21 protein-coding genes are annotated in these 21507 nt (G+C 66.0%); 7 read left to right on the plus strand and 14 right to left on the minus strand.

The window, feature by feature from the left end; translation table 11 throughout:
* Nucleotides 1-3: 3 nt before the first annotated feature.
* The 11 genes from D4754_RS05335 to D4754_RS05390 all read right to left on the minus strand — a co-directional run bounded on the left by D4754_RS05335 (nt 4) and on the right by D4754_RS05390 (nt 10117).
* Nucleotides 4-417 (minus strand): phage major tail protein, TP901-1 family, encoded by a 414-nt coding sequence (locus D4754_RS05335; RefSeq protein WP_121061884.1) that lies wholly within the window; start codon nt 415-417, stop codon nt 4-6.
* A 283-nt stretch (nt 418-700) separates the two neighbouring features.
* Nucleotides 701-1114 (minus strand): DUF3168 domain-containing protein, encoded by a 414-nt coding sequence (locus D4754_RS05340; protein WP_121061885.1) that lies wholly within the window; start codon nt 1112-1114, stop codon nt 701-703.
* Nucleotides 1111-1461 (minus strand): head-tail adaptor protein, encoded by a 351-nt coding sequence (locus tag D4754_RS05345; protein WP_121061886.1) that lies wholly within the window; start codon nt 1459-1461, stop codon nt 1111-1113. Before D4754_RS05345 ends, D4754_RS05340 begins: the two co-directional genes overlap by 4 nt.
* Complete coding sequence (locus tag D4754_RS05350; RefSeq protein ID WP_121061887.1) at nt 1458-2057, minus strand: head-tail connector protein; 600 nt, start codon at nt 2055-2057, stop codon at nt 1458-1460. Before D4754_RS05350 ends, D4754_RS05345 begins: the two co-directional genes overlap by 4 nt.
* Nucleotides 2058-2252: 195 nt before the next feature.
* Nucleotides 2253-3434, minus strand: a complete 1182-nt coding sequence (locus D4754_RS05355) for a phage major capsid protein (protein ID WP_121061888.1) — start codon at nt 3432-3434, stop codon at nt 2253-2255.
* Between the two features lie 41 nt (nt 3435-3475).
* A complete protein-coding gene (locus D4754_RS05360; protein ID WP_420837198.1) occupies nt 3476-4060 on the minus strand; it encodes an HK97 family phage prohead protease in 585 nt (194 codons plus the stop codon).
* 17 nt (nt 4061-4077) lie between these two features.
* Nucleotides 4078-4314, minus strand: a complete 237-nt coding sequence (locus tag D4754_RS05365) for a GTA head formation protein, RCAP_rcc01685 family (protein ID WP_121061889.1) — start codon at nt 4312-4314, stop codon at nt 4078-4080.
* Nucleotides 4307-5500 (minus strand): phage portal protein, encoded by a 1194-nt coding sequence (locus D4754_RS05370; RefSeq protein ID WP_121061890.1) that lies wholly within the window; start codon nt 5498-5500, stop codon nt 4307-4309. The genes D4754_RS05365 and D4754_RS05370 overlap by 8 nt, the downstream gene beginning before the upstream one ends.
* Before the next feature lie 582 nt (nt 5501-6082).
* On the minus strand, nt 6083-7420 hold the full coding sequence (locus D4754_RS05375; RefSeq protein WP_240453788.1) for a DNA-packaging protein: 1338 nt from the start codon (nt 7418-7420) through the stop codon (nt 6083-6085).
* 753 nt (nt 7421-8173) lie between these two features.
* Nucleotides 8174-8935 (minus strand): SDR family NAD(P)-dependent oxidoreductase, encoded by a 762-nt coding sequence (locus D4754_RS05385; protein WP_121061892.1) that lies wholly within the window; start codon nt 8933-8935, stop codon nt 8174-8176.
* Nucleotides 8936-8983: 48 nt separating this feature from the next.
* Nucleotides 8984-10117: an acyl-CoA dehydrogenase family protein gene (locus tag D4754_RS05390; RefSeq protein WP_121061893.1), complete on the minus strand. Its 1134-nt coding sequence runs from the start codon at nt 10115-10117 to the stop codon at nt 8984-8986.
* A 104-nt stretch (nt 10118-10221) separates the two neighbouring features.
* On the opposite strand from D4754_RS05390, the gene D4754_RS05395 reads away from it, so the two are divergent.
* On the plus strand, nt 10222-10839 hold the full coding sequence (locus D4754_RS05395) for a TetR/AcrR family transcriptional regulator (protein WP_163025786.1): 618 nt from the start codon (nt 10222-10224) through the stop codon (nt 10837-10839).
* Between the two features lie 34 nt (nt 10840-10873).
* Here D4754_RS05395 and D4754_RS05400 read toward each other — a convergent pair whose 3' ends face one another.
* The 3 genes from D4754_RS05400 to D4754_RS05410 all read right to left on the minus strand — a co-directional run bounded on the left by D4754_RS05400 (nt 10874) and on the right by D4754_RS05410 (nt 14051).
* Entirely contained in the window at nt 10874-11272 is a 399-nt protein-coding gene (locus D4754_RS05400) for a GFA family protein (RefSeq protein WP_121061895.1), read from the minus strand.
* Between the two features lie 29 nt (nt 11273-11301).
* On the minus strand, nt 11302-12054 hold the full coding sequence (locus D4754_RS05405) for an SDR family oxidoreductase (RefSeq protein WP_121061896.1): 753 nt from the start codon (nt 12052-12054) through the stop codon (nt 11302-11304).
* A 335-nt stretch (nt 12055-12389) separates the two neighbouring features.
* On the minus strand, nt 12390-14051 hold the full coding sequence (locus tag D4754_RS05410) for an amidohydrolase (RefSeq protein ID WP_121061897.1): 1662 nt from the start codon (nt 14049-14051) through the stop codon (nt 12390-12392).
* A 269-nt stretch (nt 14052-14320) separates the two neighbouring features.
* Between D4754_RS05410 and D4754_RS05415 the strand changes: the two genes are divergently transcribed.
* The 6 genes from D4754_RS05415 (at nt 14321) to D4754_RS05440 (ending at nt 21231) form a co-directional block, all read left to right on the plus strand.
* A complete protein-coding gene (locus D4754_RS05415; RefSeq protein ID WP_121062247.1) occupies nt 14321-15406 on the plus strand; it encodes an ABC transporter ATP-binding protein in 1086 nt (361 codons plus the stop codon).
* Between the two features lie 33 nt (nt 15407-15439).
* Entirely contained in the window at nt 15440-16372 is a 933-nt protein-coding gene (locus tag D4754_RS05420) for an ABC transporter permease (RefSeq protein WP_420837202.1), read from the plus strand.
* Nucleotides 16365-17171: an ABC transporter permease gene (locus D4754_RS05425; protein WP_121061898.1), complete on the plus strand. Its 807-nt coding sequence runs from the start codon at nt 16365-16367 to the stop codon at nt 17169-17171. The genes D4754_RS05420 and D4754_RS05425 overlap by 8 nt, the downstream gene beginning before the upstream one ends.
* Nucleotides 17172-17237: 66 nt before the next feature.
* Nucleotides 17238-18260, plus strand: coding sequence for an extracellular solute-binding protein (locus D4754_RS05430; protein WP_121061899.1), 1023 nt, complete (start codon nt 17238-17240; stop codon nt 18258-18260).
* A 106-nt stretch (nt 18261-18366) separates the two neighbouring features.
* Nucleotides 18367-19587 carry a serine hydrolase domain-containing protein gene (locus tag D4754_RS05435; RefSeq protein ID WP_121061900.1) on the plus strand — a complete coding sequence of 407 codons (1221 nt, stop codon included), beginning with the start codon at nt 18367-18369 and terminating at the stop codon, nt 19585-19587.
* Between the two features lie 216 nt (nt 19588-19803).
* A complete protein-coding gene (locus tag D4754_RS05440) occupies nt 19804-21231 on the plus strand; it encodes an amidase (RefSeq protein ID WP_121061901.1) in 1428 nt (475 codons plus the stop codon).
* Nucleotides 21232-21507 lie beyond the last annotated feature (276 nt).

The following is a 21507-nucleotide window of genomic DNA, read 5'->3' on the forward strand; positions in this document are numbered from 1 at the left end:
GTCTCAGAGCGCCGTGAAGGTCAGCTGCCCGGCCGAGGCGAGCGCGATCTCGTAGGTCGCCTCGCCATTATGGGTGCCGGAGTAATCGATGGAGGTGATCTGGAACGGCCCCGTCACGGTACCGAAATCGGGGATGATCACTTCGTAATCCGGGGTTTCGGCGGCGAAGAAGATCTCCCGCGCGCGGGCATCGGTGGTGTCGTCCTTGAACACGCCCGACCCCGACAACGAGGCCGATTTCACGCCGGCGCCGGCCAGCAGTTCGCGCCATCCGCCCTGGCTTTCCAGGCTTGTGACATCGACGCTTTCCGCGTTGAAGCTGACCCGCGTAGCGCGCAGGCCCGCGAGGGTTTCGAACTGACCGCCGCCGGTCATGTCCACTTTGATCAACAGATCTTTGCCGTTCTGGGCTGCCATGAGAGCTCTCCGAGCGTTGAAGGGTTGTTTTACTTCGGTTGGTTACGGGTGGTCTGAAACCGGGTTCCGAACCATCGCAACTCGTTGCCGGATCACTTGTGATCCGGTTCGCGCCCGACCCCGCCCCCCAGGGCGGGCGCGAATGGGATAGGCGTCCGGCTCGTTTCGGATCCCGCTCGCTCACTGCACGGCACACCAGGCGGTTCTGCGCCCACCCTCGGGGTCAGGCGCGAACCCGTCGTCGTACGTGCAGAGCATCCGGGTCGATCCATCCGGCCCCTCGTCAATCATCTTCCACACGGGCGCGGAACTTCAGATCCACGCGCCTCAGCTTCGCGTTCGAACCATCGCGCGCGGCGGTGGCCTTTTCGAACCACAGCCCCACGACACGGCCGCGGGTCAGCGGCATGTCGACCACGTCCAGCGCGTCGCAAACCGCCGCCGCCACGGTCTTGACCGCGGCAAAGCCCGCCTGATCGGTCACCACCGACACGGTGAACCGATGCAGCGCGCCGCTGCCCGACTGGTCGGACCGGTCGGTCGCGTCCTCGGGGCCGAGGCTGACATAGGTGGCAGGCAACCCGCCCGCGGGCACCGCGTCGTAGATCGCGTCGCCCACCAGCCCGGAAAGCCCGGTGTCGGCCGAAAGCGTCTGGTAGATTGCGGCCTGCAGGGCGGCGGATACGGCATAGGTCATGCGGCCAGCTCCTCCTCGGCATAGCAGGTCAGGTAGCGGCCGGTGTGATCCCGCTCGGCCACGGCGTGGATCCGGTAGATCCGTTCGCCTTCGCGGAACCGCTGCCCCGGCGTGGGCCGGGCCGGGCTGCCATAGGGTGCGCCGCGGACCACGATCTGGTAGCGGACCACCGACAGCGGATCGGCGGCGACCCCGGACGTCTCGCGCCCGGACCCGGGCACGACATCGGCCCAGAGCGTTCCCAGCGCCAGCCAGTCGGCCTCGAACCCGCCGGAATTGTCCGGCGCCTCGAGCGGGGTTTCCAGCACCAAGGGCCGGTTCAGATGCGGCGGGCAGGTCCTGCTCATCGTCCCGACCCCACCGACAGCCGCATCGGACGGTAGCGCTGAAGCAGGCTGGTGACGCCGAAGGGCGTGCAGCCGTCGTTCAGCCGCGTATCCGAGCGGTTTTCATAGTAATGCGCGGCCAGCAGCAGCACCGCCTGAGCCATGTCGCCCGGCAGGCCGGACCAGTCGTCGGCCATGCCAGCCCGGAACGTCACCCGCGCCAGCCCGCCCCGGGGGATACGCGGCAATTCAAGCCCCGTGGCCCGCAGACGGGGGCTGTGGAAATCGGGCTCGAACCGGTAGCGCGTCGTGGCCACGGTTTCCGTCGCCCCACCCGCATCTTCCATGACCACGCCATGGATCTGCGTCACCGGGGCAATCGGCAATACCTGCACCTCCGGATCGCGCCAGTCGGAGAACACCGCCTCGAAATCGCGCCGCAGAAGCGCCTTCGACACGCGCGCCTCGATCGCCGCGATGGCTGCCAGGAGGAAGCCATGAAGCACGGTGTCCTGCAGGGTCTCGGTGCCGAAGCCGGTGCCAAGCCGCAAATGGGCCCGGAACGGTTCCAGCGGCAGAGATGTATCCGGGATCGGTTCGAGTTCGTTTAGTATCATCACTTCACTCCGCATGATCGGGCCGCCATCGACCCCGGCTGCCCGGTTCCCCGCATCGCCCGCCACAGATGGCGGGCGCACGCCGCACCACGTTGCTCGGACGGAGGGGAGCAGCTAGACAACATGGAGGGTCTGCCGGCGTGCGCCCGCCCGGGGACCGGCACGCAAAACGCGCCGATCCCCGCCCGGCCTCTCTTACGAGATGCCGAACTTCAGAAGCTTGATCGCCGCAAAATCGGTCACGCCGCCGCCGACGCGCTTGGTCGCGTAGAACAAAACGTGCGGCTTGGCCGAGAACGGATCGCGCAGGATGCGGATGTCGGGACGTTCGGCGACCGTATAGCCGGCGCGGAAGTCGCCGAACGCGATCGGGAAGGCATCGACACCGGGATCGGGCATGTCCTCGGCGATCAGCACGGGATAGCCCATCAGCCGTGCCGGCTGCGCCGCTGCAAGGCCGTCGGCCCACAGAAAGCGGTCGTCCGCGTCCTTCAGCTTGCGGATCATGCCGGCGGTCTTCGAGTTCATCACGAAGGTGCCGTTCGACCGGTAGACCGCGCCCAGGGCATAGACGATATCGGCGATCGCATCGCCGTTGCCGACGCCGCCCGCGGTGCCCGTCGGGATGTAGCCCAGGCTGTCCCAGCCCCAGCTGTCATTCTCGACGATCGCGTAGTCCAGGAAACCGCGCGGCTGTTCGCTGCCGTCGCCGTTGATGAAGGACGCGGCCTCGGCCCGGGCGAAGGTGTTGGCGATCCGCCCCGCCAGCCAGGTTTCCACGTCGAACGCGGCATCGTCCAGCAGACGCTGGGATGCCTTGGGCAGGGCCGAGAGTTCATAAAGCGGGATCGAGATACGGTCGAGCACGGGGGTCGAGCTTTCGGCCAGCGTCCCTGCCTCGGTTTGCCAGCCCGAGCTGACATCGGAATGGTCGATCAGCACGTCGAAGGATGTCGCCTCGACATTGACCACGCTCGCGACCGACCGCAGCGAGGCCGTCGACAGCAGGATCGAGCGGATGGTCTCGGTCGTCTGGGAATCGACAAGATAGCCACCGTCGGAATTCACCGCGGTCGACATCGCCTTGCCTTCCAGCTCCAGCCCGCGCAGCGCGTCATCGTCGCCGGTGCGCACATAGCTGTCAAAGGCCGCGGTGTGCGGCGCTGTTGCATCGGAAGCGCCGGCCAGATGCGGGCGGGCAGAGATATGGGATTTGCGATCCAGCATGGTCAGTCGCTCTTCTGTCTGTTGAAATTTGGTTTCGACGTCGTCTTGGAAGTCCCGCATGCCCTGCACGAATCCGGCCATCGCCTCTTTCACTTCGCGCAGCATGGGTGCCCCCTGACCGGCCGCGGCCGGGGTTTCGGTCTTGCTCATCGGCTTCACCTGTTCTCGGGTCTCGTTCCGCCCGCCCGTCCCTAGCGGCGGGCCAGCTCCAGCCGCGCGCCCGTCAGGGCCGCCGCCAATTCGCGCAGGGCGTCCTCGGCCTCGGACGATGCGTCGCCCTTGGCCGCTACCCGCGCACTGGGCAGCATCGGGAAGGTCACAAGCGACACCTCCCAAAGCTCCAGTTCCATCAGGAGCCTGCGGCCCCCCTTGTCCTTCGTGGCCTTCGTGGTGCGGTAGCCGATCGACAGCCCGTCGATCGCACCGGCCTGGATCAGTGCCGCCGCCTCGCGCCCCTTCTGGGTGCTGTCCAGCAGGCGTCCCTTGACCCACAGCCCGCGATCGTCCTCGCGCACCATGTCCCAAACGCCGATGGGCTGGGCCGGGTCGTGCTGCCACAGCATCTTGACCCGCCGGCCTTCGGATTCGAGCTTGGCCAGCGATCCCGCATAGGCCCCCTTGCGGACGATATCGCCGCCCTGGTCGGGCGCGTCGAAAAGGCTGGCATAGCCCTCGATCTCGGCCTCGCCGGTCATGGCGAGCCGTTCGCCGAAGCGGGCGAATTTGTGTTCCAATCCGGCGTCCATCGCACGCTCCATGGTGTGTTGATCGGTCATCATCTGTTGCCTCGCGTTCAGGGGCTTGCGGCGGCCAGCACCGACTGAAAGGCCTGCGCCAGGATCACGGCGACGACGCCGTAGACCGTCAGCCAGACCCGCCGTTCCAGCCGCTCCAGCATCGCCTCCAGCTGGTCCAGCCGGCGGTTCAGGTTCTCGTTGTGCACGGCAGAGAGCTTTTCGTGCGCGGTCAGGCGCAGACCAGGCGCGCAGTCGAAACTTTCCAGCATCTGCGTGGGGATCCGTTCATTCATCCGATCCCTCCTCCGACAGCGCCGGCAGGCCCAGAAGCGCGCGCTTTTCCGCGTCGGTCAGGAAATCCGCCCGGGCCACGCGCGCCCATTGCGCGTCGCGCTCGGCCGCCAGTGCAGGCACCTGATCCAGGTCCGGCTTCAGCTCCAACGCCTCGCCCGCAAAGCCCGACAGCCAGTCGGCCAGTGCCGCCGAGACGCGCGAGACGAGAGGCAGCACGGTCAGCCGATAGAAGGCACGGTTCGCCTCCTGGTAATTGGCGTAGGTGCTGTCGCCCTGTATCCCCAGCAGCATCGGCGGCACCCCGAAGGCCAGCGCGATCTCGCGCGCGGCGGCATCCTTGGTCTTCTGGAACTCCATGTCCGAGGGCGAGAACCCCATCGGCTTCCAGTCGAGCCCGCCTTCCAGCACCATCGGCCGGCCGGCGTTCTTGGCGCCCTGGTAGTGGGATTCGATCTCTTCCGAGAGCCGCCGGAACTGGTCGTCCGCCATGGCCCCCTGCCCGTCGCCCCCCTTCCAGACGAGCGCGCCCGACGGCCGCGCGGCATTGTCCAGCAGCGCCTTCGACCAGCGCGAGGCGGCGTTGTGCACGTCGACAGCCATGGCCGCCGCCTGCAAGGGCGCGAACCCGTAATGGTCGTCCTGCGGATGGAAGGCGCGGATATGGCAGATCGGCGCGGGTCGGCCGCTGGCATCGAAGCGATGCTTGCGCCCGCCCACGGCATATTCATAGGCCACTGGCCAGCCATCGGCGCCCGGTACCACGCTCATCCGATCAGACCGCAACACGTGCAGTTCCGCCGGCACGCCGCCATCGCCCACGGCTTCCACGTAGGCATTGCCCGACAGGAGCAGCTGCGCAAACAGCGCCTCCAGCAGGTCCGCCCGCCCTTGCGCCGGATTCGGCCGGCGCACCAGCGACAGGACCGGGTGCGTGTCGAACCGCTGCGCCTGGTCTTGCAGGACCAGCGGCAGGGCGGCGGCGGCCTCGGCGATCAGCTTGACCGACCGAAAGCCCACCGGGTTGCCGGAAAAGCCTTGCCGGGTCAGCGAAACGGTGTCCCGCGGGCTCCACGCCACACGGCCTGAAGTGTGCCAGGCCACGACCGGCCCTGCCGCGCTGGCCTTGGTCTCGGGGACCGAAACCTCCTGCCGGCCGCCCTTCCGCTTCAGGAAGTCTAATGCCATCGCTCACCGCTCCTTCTTGACCTTGTCTCGTCAAGCGGTGCCCCGACCCCGGTTCACCGCGCGTTGAGGACGTTTTGCCCAAAATTGGAAAAGATTTCCTGAGACCACCGTACGGTGCCCATCCCCGAGCCACTGTCGTCGGTGCCGGGACCCCACCCACCCCACGGGATCGGGACGCGTTGCCGACAAATGGGGGCTCTGCCCCCGTCGCACCTGTCGGCGCGACTCCCCCGGAGCATATGGGAAAAGAAGAACAGGGGCGCGGCCTTGGCGGGTTCACATGTATCCCCCAAGCCATCTCTGCGGAGCCACCGTCGCCTGGGGATGGGTCGAGCGGTCGCGGTCTTCCCGTCAAGGGGCCGCAGGCCCGCGCACCGCGCGGCGTGCCCTTGACGGGGAGGCCGGGAGCGCTCAGGCCAGACCCGGGCGATGGTGGATCTGTAGGGATGGCGGGCCCATCTCTGTGGTGAACCCGAGCGGACCTTCAGACTCGGGAAAGGCGGGGTCTCCCCCGCCCTTTCAAGCAATTCAGATTCGACGTTGCGGCGCCGTAGGGTGCGTGCTCTGCACGCACCGCCTGGCTCAAAGTGTGCGGATCCTCGGTCGCCGCCACACCGCACCGGGTACGATCATCAGCTCGTGCAGCGCCCAGACCAGGGCGTCCACCCGGTCGGGCGAGCCCTTGCCTTCGTAGCCTTGCGTCGTCATCCGCACCATCTGGTCCTCCAGCGTGTCCAGACCCGCGACATGGAACACGCGCCCCTGTTCATAAAGCGCCGCCACGGGTTCCGCGCGCGCCGCCTTGCCACGCATGGCATGGACCGATTTGTAAGGCACCATCGGGTCGATCTGGCGGATCACTTCCTCGACCAGCTTGCCACCCTGGTTGACCTCGGCCACCAGTCGCTCGGCGCCGTAGCGCTCCATCGCGGCGATGGCCGCGGTGGCCCACCCCGTGGGCCCCGCGCCCTGCACCGTGCAATCGGCCAGCACATAGGCCTGCCAGTCCTGTGGCGGCCCGTCCGTCACCGCGCCCACGACGACAATCCCGCATTCGTCCCCGCCCGCCTTGCCGCTGACCGACGGGTCCAGCGCCACGACGACCCTGTTCAGTTCCGGCACGTGCTCTACATGCGCCGCATCGATCATCGCCCCGGTCCACAGCGCACCTTCCACGTCCGCCAGCAGCACGCCGTCCAGTTCCTGCCGCGCCATGCGAGACCCGGCGAAACGCGCGCGCACCTCTTCGAGGAAACCGTCGGCCAGGTTGGCTCGGTTGGCCTCGCTCGGTGCGTGGGTCAGCACGGTCGACGGTGCCTCGATCAGCTCTTTCAGAACGGCCACGTTGCGCGGCGTCGTGGTCACGCAGACCCGCGGACGATCACCCAGGCGCAGCGCGAATTGCAGCTGGTCCCAGGCCTCGCCCGCCTTCTTCCACTTGCCCAGCTCGTCCGCCCAGGCGGCATCGAATTGCGGGCCGCGCATGGCTTCCGGATCCTGTGCCGAAAACGCCTGCGCCTCGGCCCCGTTGGGCCAGACGAGACGCCGTTCGCTTGCGCGCCATTCCGGGCGGCGGTCGGGGGGCGAACAGGCCAGGATCCCGCTATCGCCCCGAATCATCACGTCGCGCACCTGGTCGTAGGTCTCGCCGACCAACGCCACGCGGCGTGCCCGGCCGCGGTCGAGGGGGCGCCCCCCCTCGACCATCGACCGCACCCATTCGGCCCCGGCGCGGGTCTTGCCCGCGCCGCGACCGCCCAGGATCACCCAAGCCCGCCAGTCTTCCCGTCCGTTCGCCGAGACTGGCGGCAATTGGTGCGGCAATGCCCAGAACTCGAAGAGATAGGGCAAGGCCGCGACCTGATCATCCGTCAGGGTGTTCAGGAACTCCCCCCTCACGGCCGCATCGGCGGAGGCGATCAAGCCGGCACCCGATCTCAAATCGTAGGGTATCGAGGTCAAGGGGCGCCGCTCCGCGGGCGGCTCCAGATGCGCGGTTCTGTCGTTCGACAAGGCAGATCTCCACTTTCTGGCAGGCGCGGATCAGCCCTTCGGCCCCCGCCACCTGTCGGATTGACGTCGTCTGGTCCCAGTCTTCCCCTGTCTCGATCCGTGCGCGCAGGTCTTCCGCCTGCTGACGGAGGCGCACGATCGACGCCTCCAGTGAGCGCAGCAGCTCCTCCGTCTGCCGCGTCCGGGTCTCTTCGGTGCTCAAGGTACTCTGCATGGTGGCCTCATCTTCTCGAAGGGGCCTCCGTACGAGCGAGATGACAAGCGACCGGCAGGGGACCACCCCGAGGCCGCCATGTCATGTCTTCCAGCGTGCTTCCGTTCCTAGAACAAAAAGCACGTTTTGTCAATAATTTCAGAATGTTATGCGGTCTGTGAATTAACTGTTTCTTAGTAATTTACAGGGTCGGCCCGTCGCAACTGGCGGGGTCCCGTCCTTCGGAAGGCACACCCGGCCGCACGCATCGGACCGCCTCCGGCGGGAGTATCTGGGAAGATAAGAAGCAGGGAGCGCGCCCTGCTTCTTTGGTCTTAAGATACCTCGGGGGAGCCCAGGCCGCAGGCCCTGGCGGGGGCCGAGCCCCCGGCGCCGCCGGCATCAAGCCGAAAGCGCCGCAATCCCGAACCGTAGGGTGCGTGCTCGGCACGCACCCCACCCTGATGCTACCGCGGCGCCATACGGATCGCGCCATCCAGTCGGATCGTCTCGCCGTTCAACATCGGATTCACGACGATGGAATGTGCCATCATCGCGTATTCCTTAGGGTCCCCCAGCCGCGACGGGAACGGGACTTGCGCACCAAGACTGTCCTGCGCTTCCTGCGGCAGCGAGGCCAAGAGCGGGGTCAGGAACAGGCCCGGCGCGATGGTCATGACGCGGATGCCCGACCGGGCGAATTCGCGGGCGATGGGAAGGGTCATGCCGACGATGCCACCCTTGGAGGCCGCATAGGCCGCCTGCCCGATCTGGCCGTCATAGGCCGCGACAGAGGCCGTGTTGATCACAACGCCGCGCTCTTCCCCCAGCGGATCCGCCGGCATCAGCGCCGCGGCCCATTTCGACAGCACGTTGAATGTCCCGAACAGGTTCACGTTCACGACCGACGTGAAATCCGCCAGCGGAATGGCGTTGCCATCGCGGCCCACCACCTTGGCCGGAGGCCCGATGCCCGCGCAGTTCACAAGGATCCGCGCCTTGCCGTGCAGGCCTTCGGCCTTGGCGACCGCCTCCTCGACTGCGCTCTCATCCGTCACGTTGACCTTGATGAACGCACCGCCGATGGCGCGAGCCTTCTCTTCACCCAGATCCTCGTTCAGATCGAAGATGGTGACCTTGGCGCCGGCCTCGGCCAGCATGTCCGCCGTCGCCCCGCCAAGCCCCGAAGCACCGCCCGTCACGATCGCCGCTGTTCCGTCTATTTGCATATGTCTTTCTCCTTCTGTCCGCCGACGCGCGGGCCGGCCCCTTTTGCCTCAGCCGGCGAGCGCGCGCGCGATGACCAGCCTTTGAATGTCGCTCGTGCCTTCGTAGATCTGGCACACCCGCACATCGCGATAAATCCGTTCGACCGGGAAATCCTTGGTGTAGCCATATCCCCCCAGCGTCTGGATCGCGTCCGAGCAGACCTTCTCCGCCATCTCCGACGCGAAGAGCTTGGCCATCGACGCCTCCTTCAGCGCTGGCCGGCCCGCATCGCGCATGGCGGCGGCGTGCAGCACCATCTGGCGGGCGACCTCGATCTTCGTGGCCATGTCCGCCAGCCGGAACGCCACCGCCTGGTGGCCCATCAGGGTCGACCCCATCGACGTCCGCTCCTGCGCATAGGCCAGCGCCGCGTCCAGCGCCGCCTGCGCCATACCCACCGATTGCGCGGCGATCCCGATCCGCCCGCCTTCAAGGTTCGACAGCGCGATGCGATAGCCCGCGCCCTCCTCTCCCAGCATGTTCTCGGCCGGGACCTCCACGTCTTCCAGCGCGATCTGGGCGGTGTCCGACAGGGACTGGCCCAGCTTGTCCTCCAGCGAGGCAACGCGGTAGCCCGGCGTATCGGTCGGCACGACGAAGGCGGAGATGCCCTTCTTGCCCTCGTCAGGTTCGGTCACGGCAAAGACGATAGCCACATCGGCATTCAGACCCGAGGTGATGAACTGCTTCACCCCATTCAGGCGCCAGCCTGCATTGGTCCGCACCGCACGCGTTTTCAGGGCGGAAGCATCGGACCCCGCATGGGGTTCCGTCAGGCAGAACGCGCCCAGCTTCTCGCCCTTCGCCATGGGGCGCAGGAACCGGTCCTTCAGATCGTCGGACCCGAAGCGCAGGATCGGGACGCAGCCGACCGAGTTGTGCACCGACATGACGGTCGAGATCGCACCGTTGCCTGCCGCGATCTCCTCCAGCGCCACGGCATAGGCCACGTGATCGGTCAGCGAGCCGTCGTAGTCCTCGGGCACCAGCATGCCCAGAAGGCCAAGCGCCCCCATCTCGGCGATCTCGGCCGCGGGAAACTCCTTCGTCCGGTCCCACTCCGCCGATTTCGGCGCCAGCTTTTCGGCCGCGAAACGCCGCGCCATGTCGCGGATCATCTCTTGGTCTTCGGTCAGCAACATCACGTATCCTCCTGTCCCCGCTGTCGGGATTTGACGCGACTTTACCAGCGGGTATACTGCCGACGCAACAGTCAACCTGCCACCCTGATCAACGGATGCACGCCATGCCCGCCCCTGCCGATTCACCGTGGAGCGACCGGCCCGACGCAGACGCCGAACGGCAGGCCAAGCGGATGGCCGTGCTGCGGATGGCGGCGCGGCAATTCAACGAGAACGGCTTTCGCGCCACGTCGATGGCCGACGTCGCCAGCGCCCTGCAGGTCACCAAGCCCACGATCTATCACTACTTCGCGTCGAAGGACGAAATCCTGTTCGAATGCGTGCGCATGGGGCTGGCCCAGATCCGCGAGGGCACCGCGCGGGCGGCCGCACGGGGCGGCACGGGGCTGGACCGGATGCAGGACCTGATCCACGCCTATGCGCTGGCGATGACCGAGGATTTCGGCATCTGCGTCAGCCGCACCGGCGACGCGGAACTGTCGCCTGCCAGCCGCGCAAAATTCCGCGCCCTGAAGCGCGAGATCGACGCGATCCTGCGCGGTCTGATCGACGAGGGCATTGCCGACGGCTCGATCCGGGCCCAGGATCCGCAGCTTGCCGCCTTTCTGGTGTCCGGCGCGATCAACTGGATCGCCCACTGGTACAGGCCCGACGGCCCAAAAAGCCGCGACGAGATCGCCGAAGGGACCGTGGAGACCCTGACCCGCGCGCTGTCGGCCTGAATTTGCGACGCAGCTCCTTGCGCGCCGCGCCGGCCTACCTCCGCGGCAGCCCGTCGTCCATGTGGATCCATGGCAGCATCTCGGCGGAATGATAGTGGACACCGGGGCTCAGCACCTCGGGCGTGTCCAGCAGCGCCACGTAGAAATGCACCTCGTTCGGGAAGCGGTCGGATTCGTAGAACAACGGCGATCCGCAAGTGCCGCAGAACCCGCGCCGGTTGCCGGGACTGCTGGTATGGACGACCGGATCCTGGCCCAGGAACCGCCAGCGCCCGTTCTCCTGCCCCAGCCACGTTGTGAAGGGAGAAGCCGTCGCCCGCCTGCAACTTTCGCAATGGCAGTGGCCCACCCAGTTGGGGGCGCCCGCCAGCTCGAACATGCAATCGCCGCACAGGCAATGCCCACGCAGGCGCGAGACGGCCTTGTAGCTCATCCTACGCCCCTCCTCGTTGCAATCGGCCGTCAATGCCCCGGCACTTCTTCCATCCCGCGGTAGAACCGGTTCCACGTGGGAGAGATCAGGATCTCGTTGATGCAGACCCGTGGCGGCATCTCTGCGATGAAGCGCACGGTGGCTGCCAGATCCTCGGATTGCAGCATGCGCGCCTTCTGGGTGTCCGACGGCGGCACCGGGCGTGCGTCGAGGATCGGCGTCGCGACCTCACCCGGCATCAGGACGGTCGCCCGGATCCCGTGGCCGCCCTCCTCCTCGTTGACGGCCTCCCCCAGCGCGATCACCGCGCGCTTGGTGGCATTGTAGGCAGCGCCCGTCATGCGCGTGCCATAGCGCCCGGCCCACGACCCGGTCAGGATCAGCGTGCCAGCGCCCGCGGCCCGCATCCACGGCAACACCGCCTGTATTGCGTAGAGCACACCGTTCAGGTTCACTGACACGACCGTGTCCCAGTCCGCGGTGGCAAGATCGGACAGCGACCGTTTCGGCACGTTCAGCCCGGCATTGGCAAACAGGATATCGATCTGCCCCAGCTTTCCCGCGGCCTCTGCCACGGCGTCGCGGTCGCTGACGTCGAGCGGCAGCACTTCCGCGGTGCCGCCGACCGCCTCCACTTCCGCGGCGATCTCTCCCAGCGGCCCGACCCGGCGGCCCGTCAGCACGATCTCGGCCCCGCTTTCGGCCAGGGCCACGGCCGATGCCGCGCCCAGCCCCGTCCCGGCCCCCGTGATCCACGCCCGTTTTCCCGACAGCGTTCCCATGTCCGAACTCCCCTTCCCTGCACAGACGAAAGCGTAGCGACGGGGGGCAGCGCCAACAAGCGCCGAGTACTCCCCACCTTCACCGAACAGGCCCGCCGGTCGCATGTTGCAGACAGAGGGCCGCGTGGGGACGCTGTCCCCACACCCCCGAGGTATTTGGAGACCAAAGAAGCGGAGGCTCGGCCAAGACTAGCGGCGCCCGGACAGTCCAGGCAGGTCGCTTCCCCGTTTTCCCCTGTTCTTCTTTTCCCGAATATTCTGGGGGAGTCCGGGCCGCAGGCCCGGACGGGGGCAAAGCCCCCGGCGCCCTAAGCGCGTTGACAAGGCCGGAAAGCTCAGGCCTCCCAGGTCACGCGCCCGGCGCAAAGGGTCAGGGCCGCGCGGGCGGTGCCCAGCTCCTCGACCGGCATTGCCTCAAGGTCGTGGTCCATCACCACGATGTCGGCCTGAAGCCCCGGCGCGAGCCGGCCCAGCCGGTCCTCGTCGTGACCTGCGTAGATCCCGCCCGCCGTGTAGTCGTGCAGCGCCTCCATAAGGGTCGAGGCGTGGGAGGGGTCCCCCGCCTGCCAGGCTTTCCGCGTCACCGCCGCCTGCACACCGCGCATCGGATCGACATCGGCCACCGGCCAGTCGGACGCAAACGCGATCTTCACGCCGCGGTCGCGCAGGTACTGCACCGGGAAGGCGTGGGCCAGTCGCTTCGGACCCACTTTCGACACCCAGGGCTGCAGCGGGAAATCCATCGCGCCCGGCGGGTGCGACGGCTGCATCGAAGCCACGACACCAAGGTCCCGCACGCGGTCCAGATCCGACGGGTCGATCATCTCGATATGTTCGATCCGGTGGCGGCTGTCGCGCTTGCCGTTGGCCGCCTCGGCCGCGGCATAGCCATCCAGAACCGACCGCACGGCCGCGTCGCCGATCGCGTGGACCGAGATCTGCAGGCCGCGGCGGTCGATGTCGATGGCCGCCGCGTTGAAGCGTTCCTGGCTGTGCAGAGGGTCGGAGCACCAGTCGGGCTGGTCGGCATAGCCGTCGATCACGTAGGCCGTGCCGCTGTCGATCACGCCGTCCATGAACATCTTCACCCGGTTGCATTTCAGGTGGCTGGTCTGAAAATCGGCCTGCATGGCGGACGCTTCTTCGAGCGTTTCCAGAGGCTTGGACGGCGTCAGGTGGAACGGCACCTCGATCCGGCAAACCAGGTCGCCGCGGCGTTCGATCTCGGCCAGAAGTTCCAGCTGGTAGCGGTTGCCGTCCATGTTGTGCAGCGACGTGAACCCGAAGGACGCGCAGTAGTTCAGGCCTTCGGTCAGGACCTCGATGTCCTCCTCGCGCTGCGCGTCGGTCAGGGGGCCGGGCTCCAGCCCGTCCATGCCGAGGCTCTCGCGCCCGCCCGAGGTGCGCAGTTTCATGACCGATTCATAGGCATCGTATTCGCGCAGTTCCCCCGCCGCGGTGCCGTCGTCGGCCATGACCACCTCGGTGCCCACGGCAGTGTCCTTTCCGTGCAGGATCCCCGCCTTTTCCAGCGCGATGGTGTTGGCCCAACAGGTATGGTGGTCGTCGGACATCAGCAGGACCGGACGGTCGGCCAGCGCCTCGTCGATCATCTGGCGGGTGGTCATGATGCCATCGCCGAAGAGGTTGTAGCTTGCCCCCTTGCAGAACAAGAGGCCCTCGTCCGGGTTGTCTTTCGCGTAGCCCTGCAGTGCCTTGCGGAGCGCGGGCAGGCCTTCCACGTCGCCCAGTTGCAACAGCCGCCGGCCCATGGACCCCATGAACAGGTGCAGGTGCGCTTCGACAAATCCCGGCATGACGGTCGCGCCCCGGGCGTCGATCCGGCGGGCGTCCGGGGCGGCCATGGCTTCGATCTCGTCCCCTGAGCCGACCGCGAGAATCGTGTCCCCGGCAATGGCCAGGGCCTGCGCCGTGGCGTTCGCGGGATCCATCGTCAGGACTTTCGCGTTAAGGATGATCTTGTCGGCCTGTGCCATCGTGCGGCTCCTTTTCCCGTCGCCGGGTGTTGCTATCAGCCCGCTGCAACCCCGGGAAGCGTTGCGCGGTGAATGTGCGCAGGGTCCGGCGGAAAGTGCGGAAAAAATGATCAAATTTCCGCCCTGCTTTTACGCGACAGTTGCCCATCATGCAAAACCTCCGCTACGCTCGGCAGAACGAAACCGTGGGCACCACCACGGAAACAGGCCAAGACGGGGGTCCGAACACCATCATGCAAGCCCAGACAGATGTGGCTGAACCTGCGCCGATGCCGGGCGATACGTCAAACACGCGCGAGATCGCGATCGACGCGCGCAAGATCTCGAAAATCTACCGCGGAGAAGATGAGGTCCGCGCACTGGACAACGTCTCGGTCCGGATTCGGCGGAACGAATTCTTCACGCTTCTCGGGCCCTCGGGCTGTGGCAAGACCACCCTTCTGCGGGTCATCGCGGGGTTCGAGCCGCCGACCTCCGGTCAATTGTGGCTGAACGGCAAGGACATCTCGCGCCTGCCGCCGAACAAGCGCCCCGTGAACACGGTGTTCCAGAACTATGCGCTGTTCCCGCACATGAGCGTGGCGAACAACATCAAGTTCGGGCTGGAAATGCTTGGCAAGCCCAAGGCAGAGATCAACCAGACCGTCGAAGAGATGCTGACGCTGGTGCAGATGCAGGCCATGAAGGCGCGCCGCACGTCCGAGATTTCGGGCGGTCAGCAACAGCGGGTGGCCCTTGCCCGCGCGCTGGCGCCCAAGCCCGAAGTGCTGCTGCTGGACGAACCGCTGTCCGCGTTGGACCTGAAGCTGCGCAAGGAAATGCAGATGGAGCTGAAGCGGCTTCAGCACGAAACCGGCATCACCTTCATCTTCGTCACCCATGACCAGGAAGAAGCGCTGACGATGTCGGACCGGATCGCGGTGATGAGCGCGGGCAAGATCCTCCAGATCGGCAGCCCGCAAGAAATCTACCAGCGCCCCGCCGAACGGTTCGTGGCGAACTTCATCGGGGAATCGAACTTCCTTGATGCCAGGTTGTCGGGCGGCAGTGTCACGCTGAAGGCGGGCGGCACGTTCCCGGTGGAAAATCCGGCCAACGTGGCCGATGGCGATGTCTCGGTCCTGCTGCGCCCGGAACATGCGTTTCTGTCCGATGCAGAAGACGCCCTGCCCGCCCGCGTGGAAACGGTGGTCTATTCCGGCGAGGCGACGAGCATGCACACGCGACTGGAACAGTCCGGCGAACCGGTGAAGCTGCGGCTGGCCAATGCGCCCACGGGCAGCGGGATGCCGGAAGAAGGCGCGCAGGTTCGCATCGGCATCCAGCCGGGCGCCCTTTCGGTGCTGAAGGACTGACGCGTGGCCTATGTGACCCCCGAATCCGAGGCGCTGCCCCTCGATGCCCCGGCCGAGCCCGGCGCGCTCGAAGCGGAACATTCCAGCCGCGACGTGCGCCAGCGCTGGTTCCTGTCGCTGCCCTCGATCCTGATCATCTTCTTTTTCGCCGCCGGTCCGCTGTCGGTGATGCTGCTCTATTCCTTTCTCACCCCCGGCAACTACAGCGGTGTGAAATGGGAATTTTCAACCGATGCATGGTCGTCGATCCTGATGCAGCGGGATATCTTCGACGACACGCTGCAATGGGCCGATGCCCACCTGTCGATCTTCTGGCGCAGCCTGTCGCTGTCGATGATCACGACCGCGCTGACGCTGATCTTTGGGCTGCCCACGGCGTGGTTCATCTCTACCCGCCCGCCCGGCCGGCGCGAATTGTGGCTGTTCCTGATGACGGTTCCGTCGTGGACCAACCTTCTGGTCCGCACCATCGCCGTGCAGGAGATGATCCGGGCCGAGGGCGTGATCAACAACGTGCTCGTCTTCGTGGGCATCGTGGACGAACCGGTCCAGATGATGTTCACCAACTTCGCCATCGGGCTGGGCATGACCTATGTCTACCTGCCGCTGATGGTGCTGCCGATCTATGCGGCCGTCGAAAAGCTGGACAAGCGGTTGTTGGAAGCGTGCTATGATCTTTACGCATCGCGCTGGCAGGCGTTCTACCGGGTGATCCTGCCGCTGGTGAAACCGGGGATCATCGCCGGTTCGATCCTTGTTTTCGTGCCCTGCCTTGGCGCCTACGTGGTGCCGCGCGTGCTGGGGGGCGGCAAGAACCTGATGTTCGGCAACCTGATCGAGCTTCAGTTCGGCGCCGGTCGCAACTGGCCGCTGGGGGCCTCGCTGTCGTTCACGCTGATGGTCATCGTGATGGTGGCGCTGATCTTCTACATCCGTGTCACCTCGCAGGAGAGAAAAGATGGCTGAACGCGCGCCCTTCTCCGTCCAGACCATTCCGGGCTTTGCCGCCATCGCGATCTTCACCTTCGTGGCGATCTACACGCCGCTCGTGATCCTTGTGGCCTTTTCGTTCAACGCAGGGGATTCGCTGGCGATCTGGGAAGGCTTCTCTCTGAAATGGTACTACCGCGCCGCCGCGAACGAGCAGGTGCAAAGCGCCGCGATCCGATCGCTTTATCTTGCTGGCATCTCCGCCTCGGTCGCCACGGTCGCGGCGACGATGGCGGCGCTGGCCACCACGCGGACACGGCACTTTCCCGGCAAGACGATGATCTACGCGCTGATCAACCAGCCCCTGATGATCCCGGAAATCGTGACGGCGGTGGCTTTGCTGATCGTCTTCGCATGGGTCAAGGTGGCCACCGGGCATACCTCGATGATCTACCTGATCGCGGCGCACACGGCCTTCTGCATCCCCTTTGCCTACCTCCCCATCCGCGCGCGGCTGGAAACGATGGACGACACGCTGGAAAAGGCCGCGGCCGATCTTTACGCCGGGCGCTGGCAGGTCTTCCGGCGGATCACCCTGCCGATGATGATGCCGGGCATCATCGCGGGCCTGATGCTGGCCTTCGTGATCTCGATGGACGATGTCGTCATCACCGAGTTCGTCAAATCCGCCGGCCAGGACACGCTGCCCACCTACATGCTGGGCCAGCTGCGCCGCGTCGTGACACCCGAGATCAACGCGATTTCCACGGTCGTCGTCTTCGCCGGGGCCTTCCTGGTCACGATCTTTTTCTGGGTCAGCAGCAACCGCCGCTGATCCCCAACTCCAACCCGGCCGAAAAGAAGCCGGCCCACATATCGACAAACATCAACGGAGAGTATCATGAACAAGCTTCTCATCGCCGCATCGGCCATGGCCCTGATGGCCGGCGCCGCCTCCGCGCGCGAGCTGCAGATCTACAACTGGGGCAACTACACCAACCCCAAGCTGATCGAGAAATTCGAGAAAGAAACCGGGATCGACGTGACGATCACCGACTACGACAGCAACTCGACCGCGCTGGCCAAGGTGCAGGCCGGCGGGCATGGCTTCGACATCGTCGTGCCGTCGAACTCGTGGGTGCAGATCTACAAGGAAGAAGACCTGCTGCTGGAATCGCGTCCCGACCAGATGGAAAACTTCAAGAACATGGATCCGGTCTGGGTCGATGTCGACTGGGATCCGGGCCGGCATTACACCGTGCCATGGCAGTGGGGCACGACCGGCGTTGTCGTGAACACCAAGTACTATGACGGCGATATCGATACCTCGGCCATCTGGCTGGAGCCGCCCGAGGAACTGGTCGGCAAGATCAACGTCGTGCCGGAAATGGGCGACGTGATGAGCCTTGCGATCATGTATTACGGCGGTGAGCCCTGCACCGACGACAAGGAGATCCTGAAGAAGGTCCATACCGGCCTGATGAAGGCCAAGGAAAGCTGGCTGGGCATGGATTACGGCAACCTTGAGAAGTTCGCCAAGGAAGATCTCTGGGCCGGTGTGAACTGGAACGGCTCGACCTTCCGGATGCGCCTGCAGAACCCCGACATCGCTTATGGCTATCCCAAGGAAGGCTACATCGTCTGGATGGATTCCGTCGCCGTGCTGAAGGACGCGAAGAATGTCGAGGAAGCGAAGGAATTCCAGAACTTCATCATGGATCCCGAAAACGCTGCGCTCATTTCCGAATTTGCGCGTTATGCCAACGGGATCGAAGGGTCGGAAGAATTCATGCCGGACGACATGAAGACCGCGCGCGAGATCATCGTGCCGGCCGAGCTGAAATCGGCGGGCAAGTTCTCGCCCACCTGCCCGCCCGAGGTGCAAAACCTTTACACCCGGATCTGGACCGACCTTCAGAAGTGAGTTGAGGGGCCGGGCGTTTTGCCCGGCCCTTGACGCAGCCCCGGGCGGTCCACCCCTTCCCCGTTCCCAAGCCACCCCAGCAGCCAAGATCCGCGAGCCCTGCCCGATGACCCGGACATGGAAGAATTCCGAGCCGCCGCTTCCCATAATGGAAGGCGCCCCCGTCCCGCCCGAGTGGCGCGTGCCCGCGCTCGACTGGGACAACCCGCCGTGGAACCGCTGGGCCTTCCGCAACATGCGATCGGTCGCGACGACGGTGGATGTGCCGCGTGGAGAGACCGTGTGGGAGATGCCTGCGGCGGTTTCCGATTTCGCAGACCTGAAGGTCGATCTGGCGGAAGGTCCCAAGACCTGGGCGCAGATCCTCGACGACACCTATACCGACGCGACGCTGGTCTGGGCGAACGGCCGGATCGTGGCCGAAGGCTATTGGAACGGGATGACGCCCGCGACGCAGCACATCATTTTCTCGGTCTCGAAAAGCGTCGCCTCGGCCGTGGCTGGAACGCTGATCGGCGACGGGCTGCTGGACGTGACCGCGCCGGTCACGGAATACCTGCCGGAACTTGAAGCCACCGCCTGGAAGGGTTCGACGGTTCAGCAGGTTCTGGACATGACGACGGGCGTTCTGTTCGACGAAAGCTACGGCGATCCGGATTCGCATATCTACCTGGTGGATGTCGCGGCCAATCTGAAGCCGCCACACCCCAAGACCGACCCGACGAAGCTGCGCTATTCAACCTGGGACCTGATCATGTCCCTGACCGAGGCCGACGCGCCCCACGGGGAGCGGTTCGACTACCGGTCGATCGAAACCGACATGCTGGGCTACATCCTTGAACGCGTGGGCGGTGCCGGGCTGGCCGAGCTGGCCTCGACGCGCCTCTGGGCGCCGATGGGGGCCAAGCGCGACGGGTTCTTCACCGTCGACCGCGCAAACTACCCGCTGGCCGATGGCGGGTTCTGCATCACCCTGCGCGACATGGCGCGGTTCGGGCGGCTGCTTTTGGAAGACGGGATGCGCGATGGCGTGCCGGTGGTGCCGAAGGCGTGGATCGACGATATCCGCTCCGGCCCGCACGGGCTGGCGAATGATTACCTGCAGGCGATGTTCCCCAACGGGTGCTATCGCAACCAGTTCTGGATCCCGGACAGGGGCGGCCGCGCCCATGTCTCGCTGGGGATCCACGGGCAGCATATCTATGTCGATCCCGACCGGGGCATCGTGGCGGTGAAGCTGTCGAGCTGGCCCGTGGCATCCGGTGTGCCGGCGCATCTGGCGGACTGGCTGGCGGGGGTCGAGGCCATTGTGCGGGAGGTTTCGTGACGCGCGGTGCGTGGGGACCACGCACCCTACCGGGCGTCGGACGGTGACCGCCGTCGGGGGAACCTTGGCGTGGGGGGCACGGTTGTCAATGTGCCCCCTGGGAAATGAGATGGGCGGGATCGCGCCCTCGGACGACCCACCCGCCCTCCCTGTCGGCCTCGGGCGCGATGCGGCGCTGATGCGCCGCGACAGGCAAATGTGAAGGACAGACCAGATATGAGTGACGATCTTCTTTACCTCACCGCCACTGAGGCGCTGGCGCGGTTCGCGGACAAATCCCTGTCTCCGGTCGAACTGCTGGAGGCCCAGATCGCGCGGGCCGAGGCGCATGCCGACACGATCAACGCCTTCGCCTACACCCATTACGACAAGGCCATGGACGCCGCCCGCGCATCAGAGGCACGTTGGGCCAAGGGTGCGCCGGAAGGGGTGCTCGACGGCCTGTCCGTCGCCATTAAGGACGAAAGCGTGATCGAGGGGCAGCAGACATCCCACGGCTCGCTCCTGCACGAGAACGACCCGCCATCCGACAGCACATCGCCCAACAACGCCCGGATCCTGGGCGAGAACGGCATCTGCCACGCCCGCACCACGACGCCAGAATATTGCGCCGCCGTGATCTGCTGGAGCCGGATCTGGGGCACCACGCGCAACCCGTGGAACACCGATTACACGCCCGGCGGATCGTCGGGCGGATCGGGCGCTTCGCTGGCGCTGGGAACGACGTCGCTGGCCACGGGATCGGACATCGGCGGGTCGATCCGCGTGCCGTCGTCCTGTTCGGGTGTGGTGGGCTACAAGCCGCCCTATGGTCGCAACCCGGACGACGTCCCGTTCAACTACGATTTCTACTGCCATACCGGGCCGATGGCGCGGTCGATCTCGGACCTTGTCCTCATGCAGAACGTCATGTGCGGGCCGCATCCGCATGACATTGCCTCCCTTTACCCCAAGCTGGTGCTACCGACCGAATACCCCGACATCAAGGGCTGGAAGATCGCCCTGTCGATGGATCTTGGCAGCTACCGCGTGCGCGAGGACGTGCAGCGCAACACCCGTGCGGCGGCCCAGATCCTGCGCGATCTGGGCGCCGAGGTGACCGAGATCGACATCGGCTGGGGTCCCGAAGTGCCCGAGGCCTGCTTCGGCTACCTAGGCCACCTGTTCGGCGGCTCGCTGACCGAAGCCATGCCGGAATACGGCCACCTGCTGACGACCTATGTCCACCGGATCGCGTCGAACGCGGTCAAATCGACTGGCGCGGATTTCGTGAAGACGCTGGAGGTCGCTGGCCAGAGCTACAAGAAGCTGGGCCCGCTGCTGGAAGACTACGATTGCCTGATCTGTCCCACCACGGCCGTGCCCGCGGTGACCGCCGATTTCGACGCGACGCAGGAGGGGCTGAGCATCGACGGGGTCAACATCGACCCGTCCATGGGCTGGGTGCTGACGCCGCCCTTCAACATGCACAGCCGTTGCCCCGTGATCTCTGTCCCCACCGGCTTCGGCGACGAAGGCGTGCCCACGGGCATGCAGATCGTGGCGCCGACCTACCGGGACGAAATCGCCTTCCAGGCCGCCATGGCCTTCGAGGCGGCCGTGGGCGGCTGGTACCGCACGGCCGAGACACGCCCCAAGATCTGACGCGTCAGATGGTGTTGGCCCAGAGCGGGATACGCACGAACGACAATCGGGCGTGCAGGTGCAGGAAGCTCTGTTGTTGGTGCGACTGCGCTACTTAAGCGCGAGGCGCCTGGCGTCCCTGCTGCCGTACGGTTGGGGTGAGGTCTTGGATGCCGGGTGCCGCGGAAAAGTGAGCAGCATAGCTCTCTCTTTCTGGAATCACGCAACATCGTCCGACGCGGGGGACTCACCTCCCGGCGCGCGCAGCGATCCGGTTCGCGCCCGACCCGCTCCCGG

Source organism: Chachezhania antarctica (assembly GCF_003646465.1).
GTDB classification, from domain to species: domain Bacteria; phylum Pseudomonadota; class Alphaproteobacteria; order Rhodobacterales; family Rhodobacteraceae; genus Chachezhania; species Chachezhania antarctica.